Below are 22377 nucleotides of genomic sequence, written 5' to 3'. Positions count from 1 at the left end.
ATATTGGCGAGCTGTCCGCTTCGTCAATCCTCGGACCATTTCGCAAAACCATGGTCCGCTTCGTAACATTTTGATGAATTGCGCCCGTCGCGACTTGTCCGATCCCGGGTGGCGACGGAGATTTGGCTGATCGGATCCGCCATGTTGCTGCGCACCGCGCGCGCAGCCAGGAGGATCGCGAAGGGGAGGGGCGTTGATGATCGAGCAAGCGCCGCAACACGGCTCTTCAACCGGCACCCGGATTGATCGATAGTGATGCGCATGAATGGCACCTCGACCAAGCTCGTCCCCGCCGCCGGTCTCGGGGCATGGACGGGCCTGCTCCCCGAAAGTGCGGAGAATCACGGCTGGCGGATGCGGTTGATGCCCGCGTTGCTGATCTTCGCGCTGTGGACGGTCGTCGGCCTGTTTCAGGCCGTTCCGGACATGCTCGATGGTTTCCGCTGGACCGAAACGATCGGCAAATTCATCGACGCCTGGGCATGGGCGCTGCTCACGCCGGCGATATTGCTGATAGATCGCAAACTGACGTCGCGCCTGCAGAACGTCGTTCGCATCGCGGTTGCCCATCTGGGATTGAGCATCCCGTTCAGCCTCGCGCACACCTATCTTACCGGGCTCATCCTGTATCCGATGCCGGATATCTGGTGGAGCCCGCTCAGGAGCACCGAGTTCGCGATCTATTTTTATCTCGGCGGATGGGGCACCTATGCAGCGATCGTCGGCGTGCTCCAGACTTTCAAATATTATAATCGGTTCATGGGCAGCCAGGTCGAGCTGGCGCGGGTCGAGAAGAACCTCGTCGAATCGCATTTGAACGCGCTGCGGCTGCAGCTCGAGCCGCACTTCCTGTTCAACACGCTCAACGCCATCTCGTCCGAGCTCGCGGCCAACCCCGTACTCGCCCGCGAGATGATCGAGGATCTGGCCGCGCTGCTGCGCCAATCGCTCGATTGCCAGGGCAGCCGGGAGATCACGCTGGCGCAGGAGCTCGCGCTGCTCGATCACTATCTGGCCATCCAGAAGCTGCGCTTCGGCGAGCGGATCGACATCTGCGTCGAGGTGGATCCGGCGACGCACTCGGCGATGGTGCCCTCGATGTTCCTGCAGCCGCTGGTCGAGAATGCGATCCGGCACGGGCTCGAGGGGCGGATGTCGGGCGGAAAGGTTGTCGTCTCGGCGGCGCAGGTCGGCGCGGCGCTGCACATCGCGGTGATCGACGACGGCGTCGGACTCCCACGGCAATGGACGATCGAGACCTGCGCGGGTCTCGGGATCGGCGTGACCCGCGAGCGCCTCCAGACGCTGTATCCGGAACCGGGCGACCATGATTTCCGTGTCGCGCGGCGCGAGGGCGGGGGCACCGAAGTGGCGATCCGAATACCGCTGCACAGAATGGGAGCCGAGGCTCGTGGCGTCGAATCCTAGGCCGCTTTGCGCGCTGGTGGTCGATGACGAGGCGCCGGCCCGCCGGCGCATAGCCGATCTGCTGCGCGACGATCGCGATATCGCCACGGTCCTCACCGCCGAGCATGGCGTCGCGGCGATCGAGACGATCCGGCAGGCGCGGCCCGACATCGTGTTCCTCGATGTCCAGATGCCCGGCCTCGACGGCTTCGGCGTCGTCGAGGCGATCGGCCCCGAGCATATGCCGCTCACCGTGTTCGTCACCGCCTATGACCATTTCGCGATCCGGGCGTTCGAGGCCGAGGCGGTCGATTATCTGCTCAAGCCGTTCAGCGATCGCCGCTATGAGCGGACGATCGAGCGGATCAAGGAGCGTCTGCACGATCGCCGCGCGCCCGATCCGGCCGATGCCAACGGCTTCGGTCCGGAGCTGCTCAGGCTGGTTGCGAAGCGGGCCAGCCCGGGGGAGATCTGGGACTGGATCGCCGTCAAGTCGCGCGACACGACACGGCTGCTACTCACCGAGGAGATCGACTGGATCGAAGCGGCGGGGGTCTATGTGACCGTGCATTCGAAAGGCGAGGCGTTTCTCTACCGCGCGGGCCTCGCGACCGTGGCCAGCCGGCTCGATCCGTTCCGCTTCGTCCGCATCCACCGCTCGCACCTCGTCAACGTCAGATCGATCGCGTTCCTCGAGCGTCGCTCGCACGGCGAGTTCGAAGTGATGCTCAAGAGCGGCGCCCGGCTGATGATGAGCCGGACCTATCGCGGCGAGGTCGAGGCGATACTCGGCCAGCCGCTCTAGCCGGTTCCCGCGCGCAGCGTTCCGACTCGTCTCGCATGCTCTCGCGACGCGCCGGCAGCGTGATGCGCCTGCGACGCCGGCATTCGGCGCAGCCCGGGCCGCACAGGACCCACGCTCCGCTATGATCGCACCCCAATTCTATCCATTTCGGAGAAGGACTTAGTTGTCGTAAAAGGAATGTTTAGGATATATTACAGTGTCTTCTAGTATTTATTTGACTATTGTCTAGCACGTCGAAATGAACACGTGTATGATGGCTTTGGTCTGGTGATTCTCTTAATAATACTTAAGAAGTGCCGGGCTTTATTTGTCAACGGAGCAACCGTTGGGTCGCCATTGAACGTGGTTCGCTGCCCGAGACGGCACGCGCTTGTTCAAGCGTAACACAGGAGGGCGATATGAGCAGTGGCGGTACAGCTAATTTCCAGGGTGATTGCGGCGAGTGCACCAACGGCTATTATTCAGCCACCTCGCAAGGTGGAATGCAGCCGGGCCAATCCGCGACGGTCAACGGCAATTCTCCGCAGAATTGCGTGATCGCCAATGATGGAGGCACCGTCTTCGCGATCGAGCTTCAGCAAATCGCCGGCATCTATGACTATCAGGTCCGGGTCGACGCGCAGGGGCCCAGCGGGGCCTTTAGCGGATCGATGTATCTGGCATTCCAGGACCTCACCGGCGATGTCTATTATCTCAGCGTCTATTCGTCGACGCGCGAATGGCACGAAGTGTCGTACAACAGCAGCTCTGCGGCGATCGCCAAGATATTCTGGAGCGACTATTCGTTCACCGTCGATGGCGGCGATGCGAGCCGCCCCAAGCCTCAATATCAGGTGGTGACGCCGGCCGAACCGGTCAGCTGATCGCGGGGGCGCAGGGCGGGGCGGCGATTGCGCACCCGTCCTGCGCTTTCGCCGGTCACGACCGGTCTTCCATAGTCCTTCCCGATGCCAGCCAGGAGCGTCGATGCGATGCCCACCAACGTCTATGTCGCCAATTCGCTGAGCGAGAACCTCTCCGCCGCCACGCAGATCGCGCCCGCGCTGAGCAGCGATTACTGGTCGGACCCTCAGGGCAGCGCCGATGTTCCCGATGGCGGTGGGCAGACCGAGCTCTATTGGATCGATCGCAACGAGGGGATCAGCGACGGCGACACCTGGGTGGTGACCTCGATCGCCATGGTCGGTGGCACCGCGGTCGCTCTGGAGGTTCAGCTGACCGGCACCTTCGCGAGCAGCGACATCGCGATCCAGATCGCGGCCGGAGGCGCGAATACCGGTTGGCAGACCGGCAATACCCGGCTCGCCTTCACTGCGGCCGACGGCAATGGCTATGTCGTCGTCGGCAGCTATGTATCCGATGGCGTCTATGACGACGTCGTCTTCGCCGTCAGCGCGCAGCAGCAAGGGATGATCCTTCCGCAGATCGAGCATGTCGTCGTCCTGATGATGGAGAACCGCTCGCTCGATAACCTGCTCGGCTGGATCTATCCGTCGGGCACCGCGCCGGCGCAGGTGCTGCCGGCGGGATCGCCCGCGGCCTATGACGGGCTCGACCTGTCGCTGTCGAACAGCGACCCGAGCGTCAATGGCGGCCAGCCCGTCCATGTCACCAACGGCACGACCGATTGGAACGAGGGCGCCCGGACGATCACCCAATGGTTCGTGCCCAGCCCCGATCCGGGCGAGGAGTTCGACCATGTGACCGTCCAGATATCGAACGATATGGGCGGCTTCCTCACCGACTATGTCACCCAGCAGGCCGGCACGCCCGCCGAGCAGATCATGCAGTGCTACAGCGTCGCGCAACTGCCGATCATCAGCACGCTGGCGACCGCGTTCGCGGTGTCCGATGCGTGGTTCTGCTCGGTGCCGAGCCAGACCTGGCCGAACCGCGGCTTCGTCCAGACCGGGTCGTCCGACGGCCATATCAACAACGACTATTATCTGCCGTGGGACATCAACACGATCTTCGACGTGTTCGGCGCGAACGGCCTGTCGTGGATGGTCTATAACGACGGCGTGCTGCCCTCGCTGACCAAGGTGATGTTCGCCACCAAATACGGTACGAACACGACCAATTTCAGCGGCATCGCGCAATTCCAGGCGGCGTGCGCGCAGGCGGACGGCGCGCCCGCCGCGCAGAAGCTGCCGGCGTTCAGCTTCGTCGAGCCCAATTTCGGCACGCGCGGCCTCGACGAGAGCTATCACCCGCCGCACGACGTGCGCCCCGGCGAGCAGTTTCTCGCGACGATCTACAGCGCGATCGAGCAGAGTCCGTATCGCGACAAGATCCTGTTCATCCTGCTGTTCGACGAACATGGCGGGACCTATGACCATGTCGAACCGCCGGGCGGTGCGCAGCCGCCGTCGCCGGGCGCGGTATCCAGCGACGAGAATTTCCATTTCGACCGGTTCGGCGTGCGCATCCCGGCGATCCTGATCTCGTCCTGGGTGACGCCGGGTACGGTGTTCCGCACCAACACCGGCGTGCCGCTCGACCATACCAGCGTGCTCGCCACGCTGCGCGACTGGCAGGGGCTTTCGGCGTCGTTCGCCACGACATTGCCGAGCCCGCGCATCGCCGCCGCGCCCAATCTCGCTTATGTGCTCAACGAGACCAGTCCGCAGCCATGGCCGTCGCTGCCCACACCGCCTGCGGCGCTCGCGGTGATCCCCGAACCCGATGACAGCGAGCCGCTCAACAGCGTCCAGCAGAGCGTGCTGATCGGTGCCTCCGGACTGGCAGCCGGCCGCCCCCTCACTGCGCCCGAGGTGATCAGCGCCAAGGCGAGGCTGCAGACCCATGGCGACGGCCGCGCTTTCCTGATGGCGCTCCAGCCGCACCTGCCGATGCGCTGATCGCCATGTCCGGTTCTCGAAACCGCCGCGCGGCGCTCCGGACGAAAGGGCCCGCGCAACTGGCGGCGCGCGACGCCGCCAGTTGCGCGGGCAGGGGGAGGACTAGTTCGCTTTGGGGAAAACCGGCGGCGTGTAGGCGCCGTTGGTCGCGACGTCCCACACCTCGATGCGCGCCCATTTGCGGCCGCGCAGGTCGACGCGTTTCTCGATCGTCCGGCTGCCGAACGGCGCCGCACCGCTGAGGTCGATGCGGTCGCGATAGACCTTGGCGCCGTCGCCGCTGACGATTTCGGCATAGGCGAGCGGGAAGGTCCATTCGATCGTCGCGCGGACGGTGGCGTTGCGGCCGAACCCCGTCTCCTCGCCGCTCTTCGCGCCGTCGATGGTGAAGTCCGGGATCAGCACCTCCCCCGTGGTGGTGAAGAACCTGCCGCCGCGCAACGCGTCGAGCACCGTTGCCCAGCCATCGGCGTAGCGCGGCAACGGTCCGTCGAGGCGGAGATAGTTGATGTTCATATGGGCATAGAGCTCGCTCTCGCGATCGATCTGGAAGACATCGACTTCGCCCGGCGCGAACTTGCGCTCGGCGGGCGTGGCCGCCCAGTTGTTCATGTCGTCGAGCGTGTCGAGCACGCGCGTGCCGAGGCGGGCCAGCGAATAGTCCACCGGCATGTTCTTCCACGCGCCGCCGAGGAAGCGGTCGCTCTTGAAGAAGGGCGTATCCTTGTGCTTGTCGGGGAAGCCGAGCGAGCCCTTGACCCGCGGATGCGCGGTCCACATCAGCCCGTGCTCGGCCTGCATCAGCTTGAGGACGTCGTCCTGCGAGCCGACATGATAGACTTTGCCGAGCCTGGGATCCTCCTCGACGAAAGGCTGTCCCTCCTTGCGGTCCAGCGTCCAGTAGACCGGCTTGGGGAAGAAGCTGATCCAATGCCCGCCGAGATGGACGTTGGGTTCCTCGCCCGGAAGCAGCAGCAATTTGTCGTCCGACAGCCGCGCGGTCTCGGCGTGCATCATCTTGAGCAGGGTCAGCCGGTCGCCGGCGCGATCGAGCGCTTCCCGGGGGAGGTGCAACTCGGCGAGGTGGACGATCTCGACGTTCATGTCCTTGAAGCGTTTCACGAAATCGGGGGATTCGAGCCCGTCGGGCACCTGCGTCGACTGCTGGAAGCGCGCGGTGTTCAGAAAGGCTTCGGTGTGCTCGATATGGTAGTGGCTGGTGAAGCTATGGTGCCCGGCCAGCCGCTTGAAGCTGTCGTTGCGGGTATAGGCCAGGGCGGCCCGGGTGACGCTCGCGGCGTCGCCGGTGTCGGGCAGCAGGAACACGCCCATGTCCTGCACCGAGCCCGGCGGGGCGTTGACCCACGGCACCCAGCGCCGGTCGCCCTCGAGCGTCTGCCGCACGCCGAAGCCGGTACGGCCGGTCAGGTTGCGATAGTCGCTGCCGTACCACGCCGAATTGTCGTTGTTGGCATAATCGAGCGGGTAGTAGAATTGGTGCGGCGGCGGCAGGATGCCGAGCGCGCCGCCGGTGGTGCCCTCCGCCGCGATCATGCGGGCGCGCACCTTGGGCGAGACCGCCGGTTTGCACGACGCCTCTCCCGCTTTACGGACGAGCGCATCGGTGAGGTCGGTGAAGGCGATCGCGCGCCACGGCAGCGTGTCTGCCGACGCGGCGGTGAGGCCCGCATCGAAGGTATAGGCAGTGGCGGGACGATGCGTGGACATCACCATCGCGGCGCGGACCAGCCGCGAACCGGGGTAGAGGGTGAACTGATAGCTGCCGGAGAATGGCCCGGCCGCGGCGCCGCCGACGATCACCCTCGTATATCCCCCCTCTGCGCGAACCGTGATGTCGTCGCGCGAGAGGGTCAGCGGGAAGCTCTCGAACGGGCGCTGGCGCGGATTATCGAAGAAGATCGTCCAGCCCTGTTTGAGATCGCGCGTGCCGACGGTGACCACCCCGGCGGGATCGACGCCGCCGAGCACGGGCTTGCCGGCGATCGCGATCGTGCGGATCAGCGGCATGCGCTTGTCGAGCGAGAGGACGAGCTGCGCGCGCTCGCCCGCCGCCGAGGGCCAATCGATCGTCACCGCATCCTGCGCGCGGGTGACGCGGACGTCGCCGGGCAGCGCGCGCGCCGGCTGATGGAGGACGGTCGCCGGCGTCTGGGCATGAGCAGCGTCGAGCGCGACGAAGCAGCCCGCGGTCAGCACCGTCGCGAGCCGAAGCGCTGCAATCATCCATTTCCTTGTCAAACCGTCCTCCTGTCTCCGCCGATCCCGGTCGGCTGTCTTGCTTGCATTCGCCCGGTTCAGAAGTTGAAGCGGATTCCGAGCGAGTAGGTCGTGTCGTCGTTGCGCACTTCGCGGACGAAATCCGCGCGCGATTCGAAGTTGCGGGTCTTCTGGCCGGTGACGTTGGTGCCGGCGAGGCTGATCGTGATGTCGGGGGTGATCTCGTAGTTGAGGCCGAAATCGAGCCGCCCCGCGGCGCGGATGCCGTTGAGCCCGACGGGGATCGAGACCGGCCGCAGCGACAGGCCGTTAGTGATGTCGGCGTCGAAATATTGCGAGCGATAGGTGTAGATCGCGCGCGCCGAGATGCCGTATTTCTCGTAGATCAGCCCGGCGTTGAAATTATACTTCGAGACGCCGAGCAGCGGCAGGCCCTCGAGCCGGTCGCCGGGAGTGGTCACCTCGCTGTCGATGACGGTGAAATTGCCGATCACGCCCAGGCCATCGAGCCCCTCGGGCAGGAAATCGAGGAACAGCTGGCCACCCAGCTCGAGGCCCTTGATCCTCGCCGAGCCGAGATTGCGCGGCGTCGAGATCACATATTGCAGCCCGTCGATCGTGCGGACTTCGGTGCCGGAGATGATCCGGTCCTTGATGTCGCGATAGAAGGCGACCGCCGACACATAGTTGCTGCGTCCGAAATAATATTCGAGCGAAGCATCGAAGCTGTCGGCCTTTTGCGGCTTGAGGTCGGGATTGCCGCCCGAGCCCGAGTTCTGGATCGTGCTGACATAGGAGACGACATAGCTGAGGCCCGGGTTGAGCTGGCCGAAGCTCGGGCGCGACAGCGTCTTCGAATAGTTGAAGCGCGATTGCAGCCCCCCGCCGAACTTGATGCGCGCGCTGGCGTTGGGCAGCAGATCGGTGTCGCTGGTCGAGCGCCGGACCAGTACCACGCTCGAGGTGCTGGTCGCCGGATCGGTCACCCGGCCCGAGCCGGCGATGTCGCGGCTGGTGCGGGTCAGGCGGGCGCCGACCATGCCGTCGACGGTGACCGTGTCGCTCAGCGAGAATTTGTATCCGGCCTGCAGGAAGCCGGCGATGGTTCTCTCCTGCGCATCATAGTCGCGCGTCGGATCGAACGCGGGCGTGTTCGGCGAGATGCGATACAGCGTGCGAAGCTGGCGCTTGATGTCTTCCTCGAGAAGGTAGTTGGGATCGATCTGCAGGAACGACGCACCGTCGTTCATCTGCGGCACGCCCGGCGCCTGGACGAGAATGTCCGAAGGCAGCCCGGCGGCGCTGAGCGGGGTCACGAACGATCCGCCGGGGGCGGGCGGGCCGCCGAGATACTGCTCGAACCCCGCCTTGCGCCGCGCGACGCGCACGCCGCCCTGCAGATAGTCCAGCAAGCCGCCGTCGAAATCATATTTCATGTCGCTCATGACCGACCAGAGCGTGCCGCGGCTGCGGTTGATGTCCTCGGTCATGCCGTTGGCGAAGGCGAGGCCGGCAGGGTCGTTCATCGGGTTTCCCGGCATCGTCGCCTGCACCGCATGGTCGACGTCGCGGACCTGGACGAGCTCGGCGATGCGCTTGCCGATGTCGACGCGGAAGCTGTTGTTGCGGTTGGTCGAGGATTCGTACGAGACGTCGGTGTTCCAGGTGAGCGCGCCGAATTCCTTGTTGAAGCCGGTCGCCAGCACATAGATGTCGGTCCGCGCCCGGTTGGCGACCGTCGCGGTGTAATATTCGATGTTGCGCGCGGTATAGCCGGTGGCGTTGCACAATTGGCGGATTGTGCCGGTTCCGGTGGGATTGGTCGCGCTGCGCACGTTCCCCGAATAATAGCCGTCGGGGCCCACCGCGAAATCCTCGCACGTGTCGCCCGCGGTCGCCTCGAACGCGGTGCCGGTGAAGCCGCGGAAGGTCGGACGCGCCTGGAAGACATTGCCGCGATAACCGGCGAACAAACCCTCGACATAGAATTTGGTGGTGCTGTCGGGCGCCCATTCGAGCGAGAAATTGGCCTGCGGGCGCTCGTAATGGCCGAACTCGATCGCCGCGGCGAAACCAGTCGGCGCCTGCAGGTTGGGCGACGAGCCGGCAGGCGCGGCGCTGGTCGCGCGGGTCCAGTCGTTCCACGCGACCGGGCGGGCATATTTGTTGCGCTGATACGAGATGCCGACCATCGCCGCGATCTCGCCGATCCCGGTCGACCAGCGGTCCGCGACGAGCAGGCTCGCCGCCGGGTTGAGCGTGTTGTCGGAGCCGGCCTCCTGCAGATAGGTGGCGCGCGCGCTGCCTGCGATCGTCAGTTCCTTGAAGTCGAGCGCGCGGCGCAGCCGCATGTCGACCCCGCCGGCGACGCCGCCCTCGATCCGTTCGGCGGAGCTCGACTTGAACACGTCGACCCCGGCGAGTGCCTCGGCGGGAAGGTCCTGGAACGAGAAGCCGCGGCCAACGCCGGTGAAGATCTCGCGGCCGTTGAGCGTGGTGACGATGTCGTCGAGCCCGCGGATGCGCGCGCCGACGATCTCGTTGTTGCCGCCGACGACGACCTGGACGCCGGGCACGCGCTGCAGCGCCGAGGCAGTGGTCAGATCGGGGAGCTTGCCGATGTCCTCGGCGACGATCGAATCGACGACCGCGGGCGATTCGCGCTTGATCTCGGCGGCGCGGGCGAGGCTCTGGCGGATGCCGGTGACGACGATCTCGCCCGTGGCATCCTGTCCCGTCTCCGTGGCATCCACGGCTTCGGCGTTCTGCGTGGACGCCGGATCCGCGGGCGCCGTCTGGCCTTTCGCAACCGGCGCGCAGCTGACGAGCGCGATCAACGCCGCAGAGGCGTGAAGTGTAGCCCTCAATGAACCTCTCCTTGCAAGACATCATACAAGTTTGGCGGATTGGTCTGTTCTGTCCGCCGGGTGTGATACGTCGCCTGATGATCGTCAGGTCTATGTTGTCCGAAGGTTTTGGCGGTGCCCCGTCGGGTTTCGCCTCCGCACTCCCGGAACGCGTCATGCCGGCGGGATTGTATCAGCTGAAAGTCGTATGACAACTTAAATAAATTCGGTTTATAATAGGAAGATGGCCCGCATAGCCTTGGCGGCGCGCGTCGCGGAGCCGGGATCGGCGACGAAATCGCCCTTCGCGACGCAGTTCGCGGCGGAGAATCGGAAGGTCGTGCGGGCCGGACGGGCGTGTCGCTGGCTGAGGAGCGCACGCGTCGGGCGCCCGACCGAGCAACCTGCGCGCGATATCGCCGAAGGGAGGGGCCGCTGCGGCGAGCAATGAAAAGCAACTTCGTTTATTATTGCGGAGCTGCGATCTTCGTGAGAGTCAAAGGTCCATAGACGCCGCCGTTCTGCTTCGTTTGCGCCTTTCGGTGCTCGTGCTGGGCTGGCATCGTGAATTCGATCGCCCGCCTGAAGGTGATCGCGCGAGGGAGGAGAGCTGATGGGTAAATTGCCGATGGTGAGCCTTTGCCTGCTGGCGCTGGTGACGACTCCGGCGCTCGCTGGCCAGAAGACGGCCGCGCCCAACACGCTCACCGCCGCCGAGCGTGCCGAAGGGTGGCAGCTGCTGTTCAACGGCCGCGACCTCGACGGCTGGCGCTCCTTCGGCGGAGGCGCGGCGTCGGCCAACTGGACCGCGCGCGACGGGGCGCTCGTCCTGATATCGAAATCCGGCGAGATGAGCGGAGGCGATCTCGTCACCGCCGACAGCTACGGCGCTTTCGAACTGACGCTCGACTGGAAGGTCGAGCGTGGCGGCAACAGCGGCGTCTTCTATCTTGCCCGCAACGCGCCCGGCACCAGGAACATCTACGAGACCGGCATCGAGATGCAGGTGCTCGACAATGATGGCCACCCGGACGGCAAGATCCCCTCGCATCGCGCCGGCTCGCTTTACGATATCACCGTGCCGCCGCTCAGCGCGGCGCATCCCGCCGGCAGCTGGAACCATGCGCGGCTGCGCGTCGAGCCGGGCCGCATCCGTCAATGGCTGAACGGCACGCCGACCGCGGACGTCTCCTTTGGCGACGACGCCTGGCGGAAGCGGGTGGCGGCGTCGAAATTCGCGGCGATGCCGCTGTTCGGAACCTTCCCGAGCGGCGTGATCGGCCTGCAGGATCATGGCGAGCCGGTAGCTTTCCGCAACATCAAGATCCGCAAGCTCGGCGCGAGCGCGCAATGACCGGCGCCGGGTTCGATCCGGCGACGACGGCGGCGGACGTCATCATCGTCGGCTCGGGCGCCGCCGGGAGCATGGCGGCGTGGAGCCTGACCAAGGCGGGCCTGCGTTGCCTGATGCTCGAGGCCGGGCGCGACTATGATCCGCAGGCCGAAGTCAACATGATGGCGCCCGAGAGCGACGCGCCGTTGCGCGGTGCATCCACCCCCGACAAGCCGTTCGGCTATTTCGACGCGACCGTTGGTGGCGGCTGGGAAGTCGAGGGCGAGCCCTACACGATGCGCGAAGGCACCGATTTTCGCTGGTATCGCTCGCGGATGCTGGGTGGGCGGACCAACCATTGGGGCCGCCATGCGCCGCGCTGGGGCCCGTATGATTTCAAGCCCTTTTCGCGCGACGGGCTCGGGGTGGACTGGCCGATCGGCTATGACGATGTCGCGCCCTTCTACGACCGCGTCGAGCGGATGATCGGAGTCAATGGCGGGCGGATCGAGCTGGAGAACCATCCCGACTCGCCGCCGGGCTGCCTGATGCCGCCGCCGAAACCGCGCATTCCGGAAATGCTCCTCAAGGCGACCTGCGAGAGCATGGGGATTCCGGTGCGGACGGCGCATACCGCCGTGATCACGCGCGACATGCCCGACAAGGTCGCGCCGCGCAGCGCCTGCTTCAACGCCACGCCATGCGGCCGCGGATGCACGATCGGCGCGATGTTTCAGACCACCACGTCGTTCCTGCCGATGGCGAAGGCGACCGGCAGGCTGACGATCGTCACCGACGCGATGGTCTCGAAGGTGCTGATGGCAAGCGCGGGGCGCGCCGAGGGGGTCGAATATGTCGATCGCAAGACCGGCGCTCGCCACAAGGTCAAGGCGCGGGCGGTGATCGTCGCGGGGGGAACCTGCGAGACGACGCGGCTGCTGCTCAATTCGGGCGACAAGCCTGGCGGTCTCGCCAACTCGTCGGGCCAGCTCGGACGCAACCTCACCGATTCGACCGGCGCATCGTTCCGCGCTTTTGTTCCCGCGCTCGCCGGGCGTCCGCGCTACAATGAGGACGGCATTGGCGGGCAGCATGTCTACATCCCGTTCTGGCTCTACCAGGAGCAGAAGCGCGGCGAACTAGACTTTGCGCGCGGCTATCATTTCGAGATCGGCGGCCGGTTCGGCATTCCGCCTGCCGCGGCGCTGCCGCGGGTGTGGGGAGCGGACCTGAAGAAGGCCGTGCGCACCGCCTCGGGCGCGACGATCGGGATGACGCTGCGCGGCGAGATGATCCCCAACAAGGACACCTGGTGCGAGATCGATCCGGGCGTGAAGGACCGATTCGGCATCCCGGTGCTGCGCTTCGCCTTCCGGTGGTCGCAGCACGAGCTGAACCAGGTCGCGCACGGGCAGCGCACCGCGCATGCCGTGTTCAAGCGGATGAACGCGACGATCCTCGATCCCGAACTGCCGCCAGAGAAGCTGATCACCGCAGGTGGCGAGATCATCCACGAGCTGGGCACCGCGCGAATGGGCGCCGATGCGCGTTCCTCGGTGGTCGACAGCTATGGCCAGACGTGGGACGTCGGCAATCTGGTGCTGATGGACGGCGCGATCTTCGCCTCGGGGGCGCACAAGAACCCCACGCTCACCATTCTCGCGCTGGCGTTGCGCGCATCCGAGCGGCTGGCCGCGCGGTTCAAATCGGGAGCCCTCGCATGACGCAGTCGCGCCGCGAAACGCTGCAATGGATGATGGCGGCGGCGGCGTTGCCGCTCGCGCGCTGGAGCCCGCCCGCAAATGCAGCCGCGCAGCGCACCCCGCCCCCCTTCGACGTGATCGCGGACTGGCCGGCGACGCTGCCCGCGCTGCCGCCGACCAAAGGCTATGGTCGCGATCCCGACCTCATGGCGCCCAGGGTGCCGTGGCCGCTGACTCTGAGCAAGGCGCAGCGTGCGACGGTCGATCTGCTCGGCGATCTGGTCCTTCCCGCCGATGCGCAATCCCCCGGCGCGGGCACGCTCGGTGTCGGGGCGTTCGTCGACGAATGGATCAGCGCGCCCTATCCGATCCAGCGCAAGGACCGCGAGCAGGTGCTCGGCGGGCTGATCTGGCTCGACGCGCAGAGCCGGGTGCTGCACGGGGCCACGTTCGATTCGATCACGCCGGGCCAGCGCGCGGTGCTGCTCGACGCACTCACCGTCGCGACGCCCGCCGCCGGAATGGCGAAGCCGGTGGCGTTCATGGACACGCTGCGCCATCTCTTCGTGCTGGGCTTCTACAGCCTGCCCGAAGGCAAGGCGGACATGGGCTATATCGGAGACGAGCCGACGCCGGGCGATTATCCCGGCCCGAGCCCGGAAGCGCTGACCCATCTCACCGCGGTCCTCGCCGGACTGGGTTTGGCGGCGTCGTAATTCCACCCCGGGCCGTTGCCGGCGGCATCGGCGCGCTCGACGCATAAGGAGCTATTTCGGGGAGGGCGCGGCTCGCAACCGCGATATTCCACCGAACCTTTTGAAAAGGTTGGTGACCCCTACGGGAATCGAACCCGTGTTTCAGCCGTGAAAGGGCCGCGTCCTAACCGCTAGACGAAGGGGCCATGCCGGAGCGTGGAACGGCCGGTTAGGGAAGGATGCGCCGCGGGTCAAGCGCTCGATAGCCACAATCGCCTCAATCGGCCCAGGCGGCGTCCTCGATGTGCAGTTCGGCGGCGGGGCGGGCGCCCCAATCATCGATCTTCGCGCGACCGGCGAGCCACAATTTGCGATGCCGCGGTGCCGACAGCAAAGCGGCGCCCAGTTCGGTCTCGGCCTGGCGGAACGCGACGGCCTTGAGGCTGCGACCGTCCTCGCCCGCGACGATCAGCCGGACATGCCCGCCGCTGCCGACCACATCGGCCTTGAGCACCGTGATCGGCCCCGCCACGACGCGCGGCGCGGGCCATCCCATGCCATAGGGGCCGCCGGCCTCCATCGCGTTGACCAGCGCGGGATTTACGCCCCCGGGCGCGAGCACCGCGTCGAGCAGCAGCGCGCGCTCGCCCATCGCCGCGGTCACCCGCTCGGTGAGCCGTTCGTCGAGGAAATCAGCGAAAGCGTCGAGCGCATCCTCGGCGATGGTCACGCCGCACGCCATCGCATGGCCGCCCCCGGCGGCGAGCAGCCCGGCATCTTTCGCGGCGAGCACCGCAGCGCCGAGGTCGACGCCGGGGATCGAGCGCCCCGAACCCTTTCCGACGCCATGCTCGTCGAGCGCGATCACAATCGCCGGGCGGCCGAGCTTTTCCTTCAGCCGGCCGGCGACGATGCCGATCACACCGGGATGCCAGCCGCGCGCGGCGACGATCACGACGGCGCGCCCGGCCTTGGCGAGGCACAATTGCTCGGCGGCAAGCTGCACCTCGGCCTCGATCGCGCGGCGCTCCTCGTTGAACAGGTTGAGCTCCTCGGCGATCGCGCGCGCCTCGTCGGGATCGCGGGTGGTGAGCAGCCGCACGCCGAGATCCGAGCGTCCGACCCGGCCGCCGGCGTTGATCCGCGGGCCCAGCGCGAAGCCGAGATCGGTGCAGGTCGGCGCGCGAGTCAGCCGCGCGGCCTCGATCAGCGCGTTGAGCCCGATGTTGCGGCGCTGCGCCATCACCTTGAGGCCCTGCGCGACGAAGGCCCGGTTGAGTCCCCTGAGCGCCGCGACATCGGCCACGGTGCCCAGCGCGACGAGGTCGAGCAAATCGAGCAGTCGCGGCTCGGGGCGCGCCGCGAACCAGTTGCGGCTGCGCAGCACGCGCACCGTCGCCGCGCCGAGCAGGAAGGCGACGCCCACCGCGGCGAGATGGCCGTGCGCCGCGCCCTCGGTCTCGTCGAGCCGGTTGGGATTGACCACCGCATAGGCGGCGGGAAGCTCGGCGGCGCATTTATGGTGATCGCACACGATCACCTCGGCGCCGGCTTGCTGCGCCATCGCCAGCGCCTCGAACGCCATCGCACCGCAATCGACGGTGACGATCAGGCGCGCGCCCTCGCCATGCAGCCGCACCAGCGCCTCGCCCGAGGGGCCATAGCCCTCCATCAGCCGATCGGGGATATAGGGACGCGCCTCGAGCCCGAGATCGCGCAGCAACAGGATCAGCAGCGCTGCCGAGGTGGCCCCGTCGACATCATAATCGCCGAAAATCGCCACCTGCTCGCGCCGCTCGACGGCATCGGCGAGCCGTTCGGCGGCGCGGTCCATGTCGCGGAAGATCGAGGGGTCGGGCATGAAGGTGCGGATGCTCGGCGCACGATGATCGTCGATCGCCTCGCGCGGGCAGCCGCGGGTGAGCAGCAGCTGGGTGACGAGGTCATCGGGGGCGAAGCCTGGATCGCGCGCATCCGCCGCCAGCCCGCGCCAGCGCCATGGCTGGCCGAGGATTGAACGATGGATGTTGAGAACCGCAGACATGCGCGCGTTGTGGGCCGGGCGGACGGGGTTGTCGAGGGGCCGGGCGGCGGGCTGTGGCGATGCTGCAGGAGGCGCTGGCAGCAAACGCGCGGAGGCGGGAGCGGCGCTTGTTACGTCACCGATCCGATCAGGAAGACGCCGTCTCGATTCCGCCGGGTACATAGGTGGGGACGTGGTCGCGGATCCACGCGCCTTCGCGGAACCATTTGGTGACGATGTACTTGGTTCCCTCGATCACCCGCATGCCCTCGTGGAGTGTATCGTAATTGGGGGTGCCGTCTGGCATCATGTTGTTCCAGATGACGAGCAGCCCGCGCTTCGGCTTGAAGCGGATGCCGGCGCGGGGAAACCACGTCGCGCCGCCTTCGGGCACGTCGTTGAGATAGGCCATCGCGGTCCAGGTGCGCTGGCCGCCGGTCTCCTTCATCTTGGGCCAATAGTCGCTCGACTCGTGGAAATAGTCGCAATGCGCGCGGAACTGCTGGTTCACCGCGTAGCGCTGGCCCTGCAGCGTCTCGGCATTCTCGTCGGGGATGCCGAGCAGATGGGCGATGCGCTGGTCGATCGTCAGGATTTCGGGCGACCAGCGATACAGGTCCGAGCTGTGGCTGGTGCGGTAATCGGGATCCTCGCTCACCGCGAGCAGAGTCGAGGGTCGCGAATTGGAGTCGATCAGCGCGATCAGCGCGTCGCACTCGGCATCGCTGAGGAAGCCGGGATAGGTGTACATCTGCGCCGTTTCGACCTTGGCGCGGCGCACATTGGGGTTCGTGTCCAGCTGCGCGGCGACGTCGCGGCCGATACGGGCACGGATCGGGGAGGGGCCGCCCGAGATCCTGCCATCGTTCCTGTTCTTGCTCACGCGTGCGAAATTGCGTGCGGCGGCGCGATTTGCAAGCATTTGAACGACAAGGGGCCCGGCGTCGCCGCCGGGCCCCAGGATCTTCGGCAAGGCTGCGGGCCGCTTACCAGAAGATGTCGTAGATCACGTCGACCACTTCGCCGCTATAGACGTCGACGAGCAGCGCGTCGTTGTAATAGCGCACCCAGCGATACGGGCCGTCGACCTCGGGCAGGCGATAGTAGAACGGGTCGTTGATCCAGTAGCTCGACGAGTAGAGCATCGAATCGAGGAAGAACCCGATCGAGAACCGCCGATAGCCATAGCCCCAGCTGCTCGGCGCATAGTAGCGCGGCAGGCGGTAGATGTTGCGGTTGCTGCTGCGATAGCCGCGCCAATCGTAGCGGCGGTCGTTGCGCCAGTTGTTGTTCCAGCGTCCGCGATCGCGGCCATTGTTCCAGCCGCGGTTGCGGTTGTCGTTCCAGCCGCGGTTACGGTTGTCGTTCCAGCCATTGTTGCGGTTGCGATCGTTCCAGTCGCGATTGCCGCGATTATACTGGCTCCGGTCGCCGCCGTTCCAGCGGCTGCGATCGGTGTTGCGGAACTGCTGCTGGCGTCGCTGTTCGAGCTGCTGCTGCTGACCCGCATCGGGCCGGCGATCGCCGCCGTTCCACTGGCTGCGGCTACCGGTCCAACGGCTGCGGTCGCCATTGTTGTTCCACTGGCTGCGATCGCCGCGGTTGCCGCCCCAGCGCTGCTGCTGTTGCTGCTGGAACGACTGTTGCGGCACGGCCTGTGGAGTCTGCTGCGGCTGCGTCTGCGGCTGCGGGCGGCTCCAGTTGCCGCGCTGGCGCTCGCCGCCGCCGTTCCACTGACGCTGCGGCTGGGCCTGTGGCGTCTGTTGGGTCTGCTGCTGCTGGCGCCATTCGCCACGATTCTGGCGGACTTCGCTACCCGAACTATTCGCGCCGCGATCGCGGCCGCCCCAACGTCCCCGGTCCTGCGCGAGCGCCGCCGGCGGGACCAGAGCCGTTGCGGCGATGATCACCGCGAGCAAGGTCTTCTTCATCTCAACTGTCTCCGTCGAGACCGGCGTGAGGCCGGGCTTCATCGTAGGACTGGAACTAGACTTCGCCGGATGAGCGATTGCTGAATTGCGGCGAAAGGTGACTGAAAGAATTGGGAAAGGCTATTCGGGCGCTTCGGGCTCGGGCGCCGGAGTCTCGGGCTGCGGATCGGCGGAGAGCGGGGGCTCGCCGCGCGCCGATCGCGCGGCGTCGGTGATCGCGCCGATCAGCCGCGGATAGATGCCGCAGCGGCAGATATTGGGGATCGCGCCCTTGATGTCCTCCTCGCTCGGATTGCGATTGCTGCGCAGCAAGACCGAGGCGGCCATCACGATGCCGGGAATGCAATAGCCGCACTGGACGATGTTGCTCGCCAGCAATGCCTGTTGCACCGGATGGCTGCGATCCTTCGAGAGCCCTTCGATCGTGGTGACGAAGGTCCCCTCGAGCGCGCCGATCGTCTCCTGGCAGGCGAGCCGCAGCCCGCCATCGACGTCGACGGCGCAGGCGCCGCAATCGCCGGTGCCGCAGCCATATTTGGTTCCGGTGAGGTTCGACGCGTCGCGCAGCGCCCAGAGCAAAGGGGTGCGCGGGTCCATCCTGTACTCGACCGGCTGGTTGTTGACGGTGAAGCGAGTCATGCCGCGGGTGTAGCGGGAAACGGCGCGTTTCCGAAACCGGCATTGCGAGAGCGCGTGCGGCACGCGACATCCCGATCTATGACACTTCCCACGCTCTTCATCCCGCACGGCGGCGGGCCGTGCTTCTTCATGGACCCGAACGGCGGACCGCCCGATCCGATGTGGCGGCCGATGCAGGCCTATCTGGCGGGGCTGATCGACAGCCTGCCCGAGCGGCCGAAAGCCATCCTGCTCGTCTCGGGGCATTGGGAGGAGGACCACGTCACCGTCCACACCGGCAACGGTCAGCTCTTGCTGTTCGACTATCATGGCTTTCCCGAGCACACCTATCGCCTGCGCTGGGACGCGCCGGGTTCGCCCGAGGTGGCGGCGCGGGCGAAAACGCTGCTCGAAGGGGTGGGATTCCCGGTCGGCGAGGAACACGCGCGCGGCTGGGATCATGGCGTGTTCATTCCGATGATGGTCGCGGTGCCGGGCGCGGATATCCCGCTGGTTCAGCTCTCGCTGCGGAAGGATCTCGATCCGGCGGCGCATATCGCGATCGGCAAGGCGCTGGCGCCCTTGCGCGACGAAGGCGTGCTGATCGTCGGCAGCGGCATGAGCTTTCACAATCTCCGCGCCCGCGGCCCGCAGGTGACGCCCGTGGCGGACGAATGGGACGCGGTGCTGGTCGACGCGGTCACCGATCCCGATCCGGCGCGCCGGGCGGAGCGAGTCGCCGCGTGGGACAAGCTACCGCACGCGCATTTCGCCCATCCGCGCGAGGAGCATCTGCTGCCGCTGATGGTCGCGCTCGGTGCGGGCGGGGAAGGGCCGGCGGTGGCCGAGTATCGCGACCATGTGATGGGCTGGGCGGTGAGCGGGTTCCGGTTCGGCTAAGGTTCGCGATCAATCCTCCCCCGGAGGGGGAGGGGGACCGCCGAAGGCGGTGGAGGGGTAGTCTCCGCGAGCGGCGTGTTCGATCTGGCGCATGACGGCTTCGAGATCGCCAAGCACGGCGGGGGCCGGAATGCGCAGAATCTGCACGCCCTGCGAACGCAGCCAAGGCGTCGCGTTCCGCATCATGTTCGGGCGCGTTGCCTCGATTGTGCGCCTCGCCATCCACCTCGATGGCAAGGCGACGCTCTGCGCTGAAGAAGTCGAGTACATAGCGTCCGGCCGGGTGCTGCCTTCTGAACTTGAGGCCGGCGGGTCGCTTGCGAAGCCGGGCCCACAACAGAACCTCCGGCAGGCTCAATTCCTCGCGAAGCTTCCTTGCACGCTTCTGGGTCGATTTCGGGCCGTGCAGCATGCGGCGACTACCCTCCACCAGCTTCGCTGGTCCCCCTCTCCCTCCGGGGGAGGAGTGTTACTCGCGCCAGCTCCGGTCGGTTCGGTCGACCAGCCGGACCATCGCAGCGAAGTCCGCCGCGCCGGGGCCGCCCGGGACCTGCGCCATGTGCAGGTCGCGCTGGTGGACCGATACCACCTCGTCCGAGACCGTCAGCGGCTCGCCCATCCCCAAGGTCGCGACCTGGATCTCGCAGGCGCGCTGGAGCGACCAGTGCTTGATGAACGCCTCGGGCAGGGTGCGCCCCATCACGAGGATGCCGTGGTTGCGCAGCAGCATCACCCGCTTGTCGCCGAGATTGGCGAGCAGGCGCTCGCCTTCCTCGTCGCGCACCGTCACGCCTTCGAAGTCGTGATAGGCGATCTGGCCGGCGAAGTTGCACGCGTAGAAATTGACGGGGCGAAGGCCGCCCTCGACGCTGCTCACCGCCATCCCCGCGGTGGTGTGCGTGTGCATGATGCAATGCGCATCGGGCAGATGTCGGTGGAACAGCGCGTGCTGGACGAAGCCGGCGCGATTGACCGGATAGGGCGACTCGTCGAGCTTGTTGCCGTCGATGTCGATCTTGACGAGGTTCGATGCCTTCACTTCGCTGAAGTGCAGTCCGAACGGATTGATCAGGAACGCGCCTTCCTGATCGGGCAGCTTCACGGTGATGTGGTTGTAGATCATCTCGGACCAGCCGAGCATGTCGAACACCCGGTAGCAGGCGGCGAGCTGCTGGCGCGCCTGCCATTCGGCGTCGCTGACGCCGAGCGGGTTGCCTGCATCCTGCTGGAGCGCAGTGGCCATCGATCCTCTCCTCATACTTTGGTTTCAATATGCCACGGACTCGCGGCGCCGGGCAACCGCCGCGCCGCTCGGCGGTTGTGATCGCAAGAGGAGAAATGCCATGGCCACCGATGATCGCCGCATGCACGAGGGGCGCTCGCGCAATCTCGACGACCGTGAACCGCATGGCCAGCGCGACGAGGAGAGCGTCATCGGCGCAGACGCGCGTCGGATCGAAGGCGACGTGACCAGCACCAGCGATCGTGCGCAGGAAAGCGCGCTGGGCGGCGACGTGGCCACGCGCTCCGGAACGGCCGAAACGCCCGAGGACGAGCGGCTCGGGTAAAAGCCGCGCTAGCTGAACGCGTAGGGCACGACGCTCCTGCGATCGACGTCGATCGCGATCGCCGATCCGGCGGGCGGGAAGGCGCGCTGGTCGCAATCGGTGCGCGGACAGATGCGGCAGCTCGCGCCGATCGGTGTCGCCGCGCCGCCCGGGCGCAGATCGTCGGCATAGACGAAGTCCGCGGCGTGCGCCTCCTCGCAGCCCAGCGCGACCGCATAGCGCCGCGGTGGGCGGGCATAGCTGCCCGACGGCTTGACCAGCCCCTTGGCCATCGAGACGTAGCGTGTGCCGTCGGGCATCTCGGCAAGCTGGACCAAGATGCGATCCGGGATCGCCACCGCTTCGTGGACGATCCACAGCGGGCAGGCGCCGCCCAGCGCCGCGAACTGGAGCCGGGTTGCCGAGTGGCGCTTGGTGATGTTGCCCGCCATGTCGACACGACAGAAGAAGAAGGGCAGCCCTGCCGCGCCGGGGCGCTGGAGCGTCGAGAGGCGGTGGCACGCCTGCTCGAAGCTCACCCCGAAGCGCTGGCGCAGCCGATCGATATCGTGGCGCACCTCACGCGCCCGGGCGCGGAACTGGCCATAGGGCATCAGCAGCGCGCCCGCGGCATAGTTGGCGAGCCCGACACTGAGCAATTCGCGCGAGGCATGGCTGGCAAGGCCGGCCTCGGCGACGACATGGCGCATCTCGTTGGCGAATTCATAGCGGACCAGCCGGTGCGCGAGGAGGAATGCGCGGCTTTCGGGCGGCAGGCCGGCATTGAGCGCGAGCGTGCGGCTGGCTTCGTCGAAGCGGCTGAGCTCGCCGCCGTCATTGTCGACATCGGTCACGCGGACGCCGTGCCAGCGGTGCAGGCGCTCCTCGATCGCCCGCGCGACGGGACCCTCATCGAGCGCTTCGGCGAGCGCTTCGGCCGAGCGGTCGATCGCATCGATGTAGTTGCCCTCGGCCTGGAACCAGTCGCGCACCTCTTCCCAGGGAAGCGGCGCGGCCTCGCTCGATCCGGTGTCGAACCGGTCGTCGAGCACACGCAGCTGCTCCTGGCTGCGGCGCCACGCCTCGTGCACCGCGACCAGCCGGCGGGCGAGCAGAGGTTGCTGCTCGAGCCCGCGGCGGACATCGGGCTCGCCCAGAGCGTGCGCGGGAATGCTGGTGTCGGTCGCCGCGTCGATCGTGCGCAACAAGGTCGAGGTCTCGGCTTCGGCGCCGATATCGGCCGCTTCCATCGGGAATTCGCGGGCGAGCGCGAGCAGCACCACGTCGGTGATCGGCCGGCCGTTATTCTCGATCTGCGAGAGATAGGGGACCGAGATGCCGAGCCGCGCGGCCATCGCCGCCTGGCTGAGGCCGATGCGGCGGCGCAGATCGCGCAGGCGGAAGCCCTCGAACAGGCGGCGGCGGGGGGCGGTCATGCCGCAGCATATTCTGCAAACCCCCGCGCCGCAA

Annotated in this window: 18 protein-coding genes, 1 tRNA gene and 1 pseudogene; 9 read left to right on the top strand and 11 right to left on the bottom strand. The window is 66.7% G+C overall.

Translation table 11 applies throughout. The features are described 5' to 3' along the window. Positions 1–23: 23 nt before the first annotated feature. Positions 24–263, bottom strand: a complete 240-nt coding sequence (locus tag E5A74_RS02460; protein WP_135982488.1) for a hypothetical protein — start codon at positions 261–263, stop codon at positions 24–26. Here E5A74_RS02460 and E5A74_RS02455 point away from each other — a divergent pair. The 4 genes from E5A74_RS02455 (at position 256) to E5A74_RS02440 (ending at position 5073) form a co-directional block, all read left to right on the top strand. Then, complete coding sequence (locus E5A74_RS02455) at positions 256–1428, top strand: sensor histidine kinase (protein WP_166745572.1); 1173 nt, start codon at positions 256–258, stop codon at positions 1426–1428. The genes E5A74_RS02460 and E5A74_RS02455 overlap by 8 nt on opposite strands. After that, positions 1412–2212: a LytR/AlgR family response regulator transcription factor gene (locus E5A74_RS02450; RefSeq protein WP_206365745.1), complete on the top strand. Its 801-nt coding sequence runs from the start codon at positions 1412–1414 to the stop codon at positions 2210–2212. The genes E5A74_RS02455 and E5A74_RS02450 overlap by 17 nt, the downstream gene beginning before the upstream one ends. A 398-nt stretch (positions 2213–2610) precedes the next feature. After that, positions 2611–3075 (top strand): hypothetical protein, encoded by a 465-nt coding sequence (locus E5A74_RS02445; protein ID WP_135982482.1) that lies wholly within the window; start codon positions 2611–2613, stop codon positions 3073–3075. A gap of 84 nt (positions 3076–3159) precedes the next feature. Then, positions 3160–5073: an alkaline phosphatase family protein gene (locus E5A74_RS02440; protein ID WP_135982480.1), complete on the top strand. Its 1914-nt coding sequence runs from the start codon at positions 3160–3162 to the stop codon at positions 5071–5073. A 102-nt stretch (positions 5074–5175) separates the two neighbouring features. Here E5A74_RS02440 and E5A74_RS02435 read toward each other — a convergent pair whose 3' ends face one another. Both E5A74_RS02435 and E5A74_RS02430 read right to left on the bottom strand, forming a co-directional pair. After that, positions 5176–7317: a CehA/McbA family metallohydrolase domain-containing protein gene (locus tag E5A74_RS02435; RefSeq protein ID WP_135982477.1), complete on the bottom strand. Its 2142-nt coding sequence runs from the start codon at positions 7315–7317 to the stop codon at positions 5176–5178. Between the two features lie 71 nt (positions 7318–7388). Then, positions 7389–10178, bottom strand: coding sequence for a TonB-dependent receptor (locus E5A74_RS02430; protein WP_135982475.1), 2790 nt, complete (start codon positions 10176–10178; stop codon positions 7389–7391). 592 nt (positions 10179–10770) lie between these two features. Here E5A74_RS02430 and E5A74_RS02425 point away from each other — a divergent pair. Genes E5A74_RS02425 through E5A74_RS02415 form a run of 3 tightly spaced genes read left to right on the top strand, consistent with a single transcriptional unit; the run spans position 10771 to position 13909 of the window. Beyond that, on the top strand, positions 10771–11511 hold the full coding sequence (locus E5A74_RS02425; protein WP_135982473.1) for a 3-keto-disaccharide hydrolase: 741 nt from the start codon (positions 10771–10773) through the stop codon (positions 11509–11511). Beyond that, positions 11508–13214, top strand: coding sequence for a GMC family oxidoreductase (locus E5A74_RS02420; protein WP_135982471.1), 1707 nt, complete (start codon positions 11508–11510; stop codon positions 13212–13214). The genes E5A74_RS02425 and E5A74_RS02420 overlap by 4 nt, the downstream gene beginning before the upstream one ends. Then, positions 13211–13909, top strand: coding sequence for a gluconate 2-dehydrogenase subunit 3 family protein (locus E5A74_RS02415; protein ID WP_135982469.1), 699 nt, complete (start codon positions 13211–13213; stop codon positions 13907–13909). Before E5A74_RS02420 ends, E5A74_RS02415 begins: the two co-directional genes overlap by 4 nt. A 110-nt stretch (positions 13910–14019) precedes the next feature. Here E5A74_RS02415 and E5A74_RS02410 read toward each other — a convergent pair. The 5 genes from E5A74_RS02410 to E5A74_RS02390 all read right to left on the bottom strand — a co-directional run bounded on the left by E5A74_RS02410 (position 14020) and on the right by E5A74_RS02390 (position 18481). Next, positions 14020–14094 (bottom strand) — tRNA-Glu (locus E5A74_RS02410). Between the two features lie 71 nt (positions 14095–14165). Then, entirely contained in the window at positions 14166–15932 is a 1767-nt protein-coding gene (gene recJ, locus E5A74_RS02405) for a single-stranded-DNA-specific exonuclease RecJ (protein ID WP_135982467.1), read from the bottom strand. Between the two features lie 127 nt (positions 15933–16059). Further along, positions 16060–16794, bottom strand: a complete 735-nt coding sequence (locus E5A74_RS02400) for a 2OG-Fe(II) oxygenase (RefSeq protein ID WP_240699600.1) — start codon at positions 16792–16794, stop codon at positions 16060–16062. A gap of 103 nt (positions 16795–16897) precedes the next feature. Next, complete coding sequence (locus E5A74_RS02395) at positions 16898–17842, bottom strand: RcnB family protein (protein ID WP_206365744.1); 945 nt, start codon at positions 17840–17842, stop codon at positions 16898–16900. 120 nt (positions 17843–17962) lie between these two features. After that, positions 17963–18481, bottom strand: a complete 519-nt coding sequence (locus tag E5A74_RS02390) for a (2Fe-2S)-binding protein (RefSeq protein WP_135982463.1) — start codon at positions 18479–18481, stop codon at positions 17963–17965. A 78-nt stretch (positions 18482–18559) separates the two neighbouring features. Here E5A74_RS02390 and E5A74_RS02385 point away from each other — a divergent pair, with 78 nt between their 5' ends. Continuing rightward, positions 18560–19360: a DODA-type extradiol aromatic ring-opening family dioxygenase gene (locus E5A74_RS02385; protein WP_135982461.1), complete on the top strand. Its 801-nt coding sequence runs from the start codon at positions 18560–18562 to the stop codon at positions 19358–19360. A gap of 223 nt (positions 19361–19583) precedes the next feature. Here E5A74_RS02385 and E5A74_RS21400 read toward each other — a convergent pair. After that, positions 19584–19772: pseudogene (locus E5A74_RS21400) on the bottom strand (endonuclease domain-containing protein); the annotation flags it as partial. Between the two features lie 57 nt (positions 19773–19829). Continuing rightward, positions 19830–20603 carry a class II aldolase/adducin family protein gene (locus tag E5A74_RS02375; protein WP_135982459.1) on the bottom strand — a complete coding sequence of 258 codons (774 nt, stop codon included), beginning with the start codon at positions 20601–20603 and terminating at the stop codon, positions 19830–19832. 100 nt (positions 20604–20703) lie between these two features. Here E5A74_RS02375 and E5A74_RS02370 point away from each other — a divergent pair, with 100 nt between their 5' ends. Then, on the top strand, positions 20704–20928 hold the full coding sequence (locus E5A74_RS02370; protein WP_135982457.1) for a hypothetical protein: 225 nt from the start codon (positions 20704–20706) through the stop codon (positions 20926–20928). An 8-nt stretch (positions 20929–20936) separates the two neighbouring features. Here E5A74_RS02370 and E5A74_RS02365 read toward each other — a convergent pair whose 3' ends face one another. Then, positions 20937–22343: a helix-turn-helix domain-containing protein gene (locus E5A74_RS02365; RefSeq protein ID WP_135982455.1), complete on the bottom strand. Its 1407-nt coding sequence runs from the start codon at positions 22341–22343 to the stop codon at positions 20937–20939. Positions 22344–22377: the final 34 nt, after the last annotated feature.

It is taken from the genome of Sphingomonas naasensis, assembly GCF_004792695.1.
GTDB classification, from domain to species: domain Bacteria; phylum Pseudomonadota; class Alphaproteobacteria; order Sphingomonadales; family Sphingomonadaceae; genus Sphingomonas; species Sphingomonas naasensis.
This window is presented reverse-complemented; position numbering and strand designations above follow the sequence as displayed.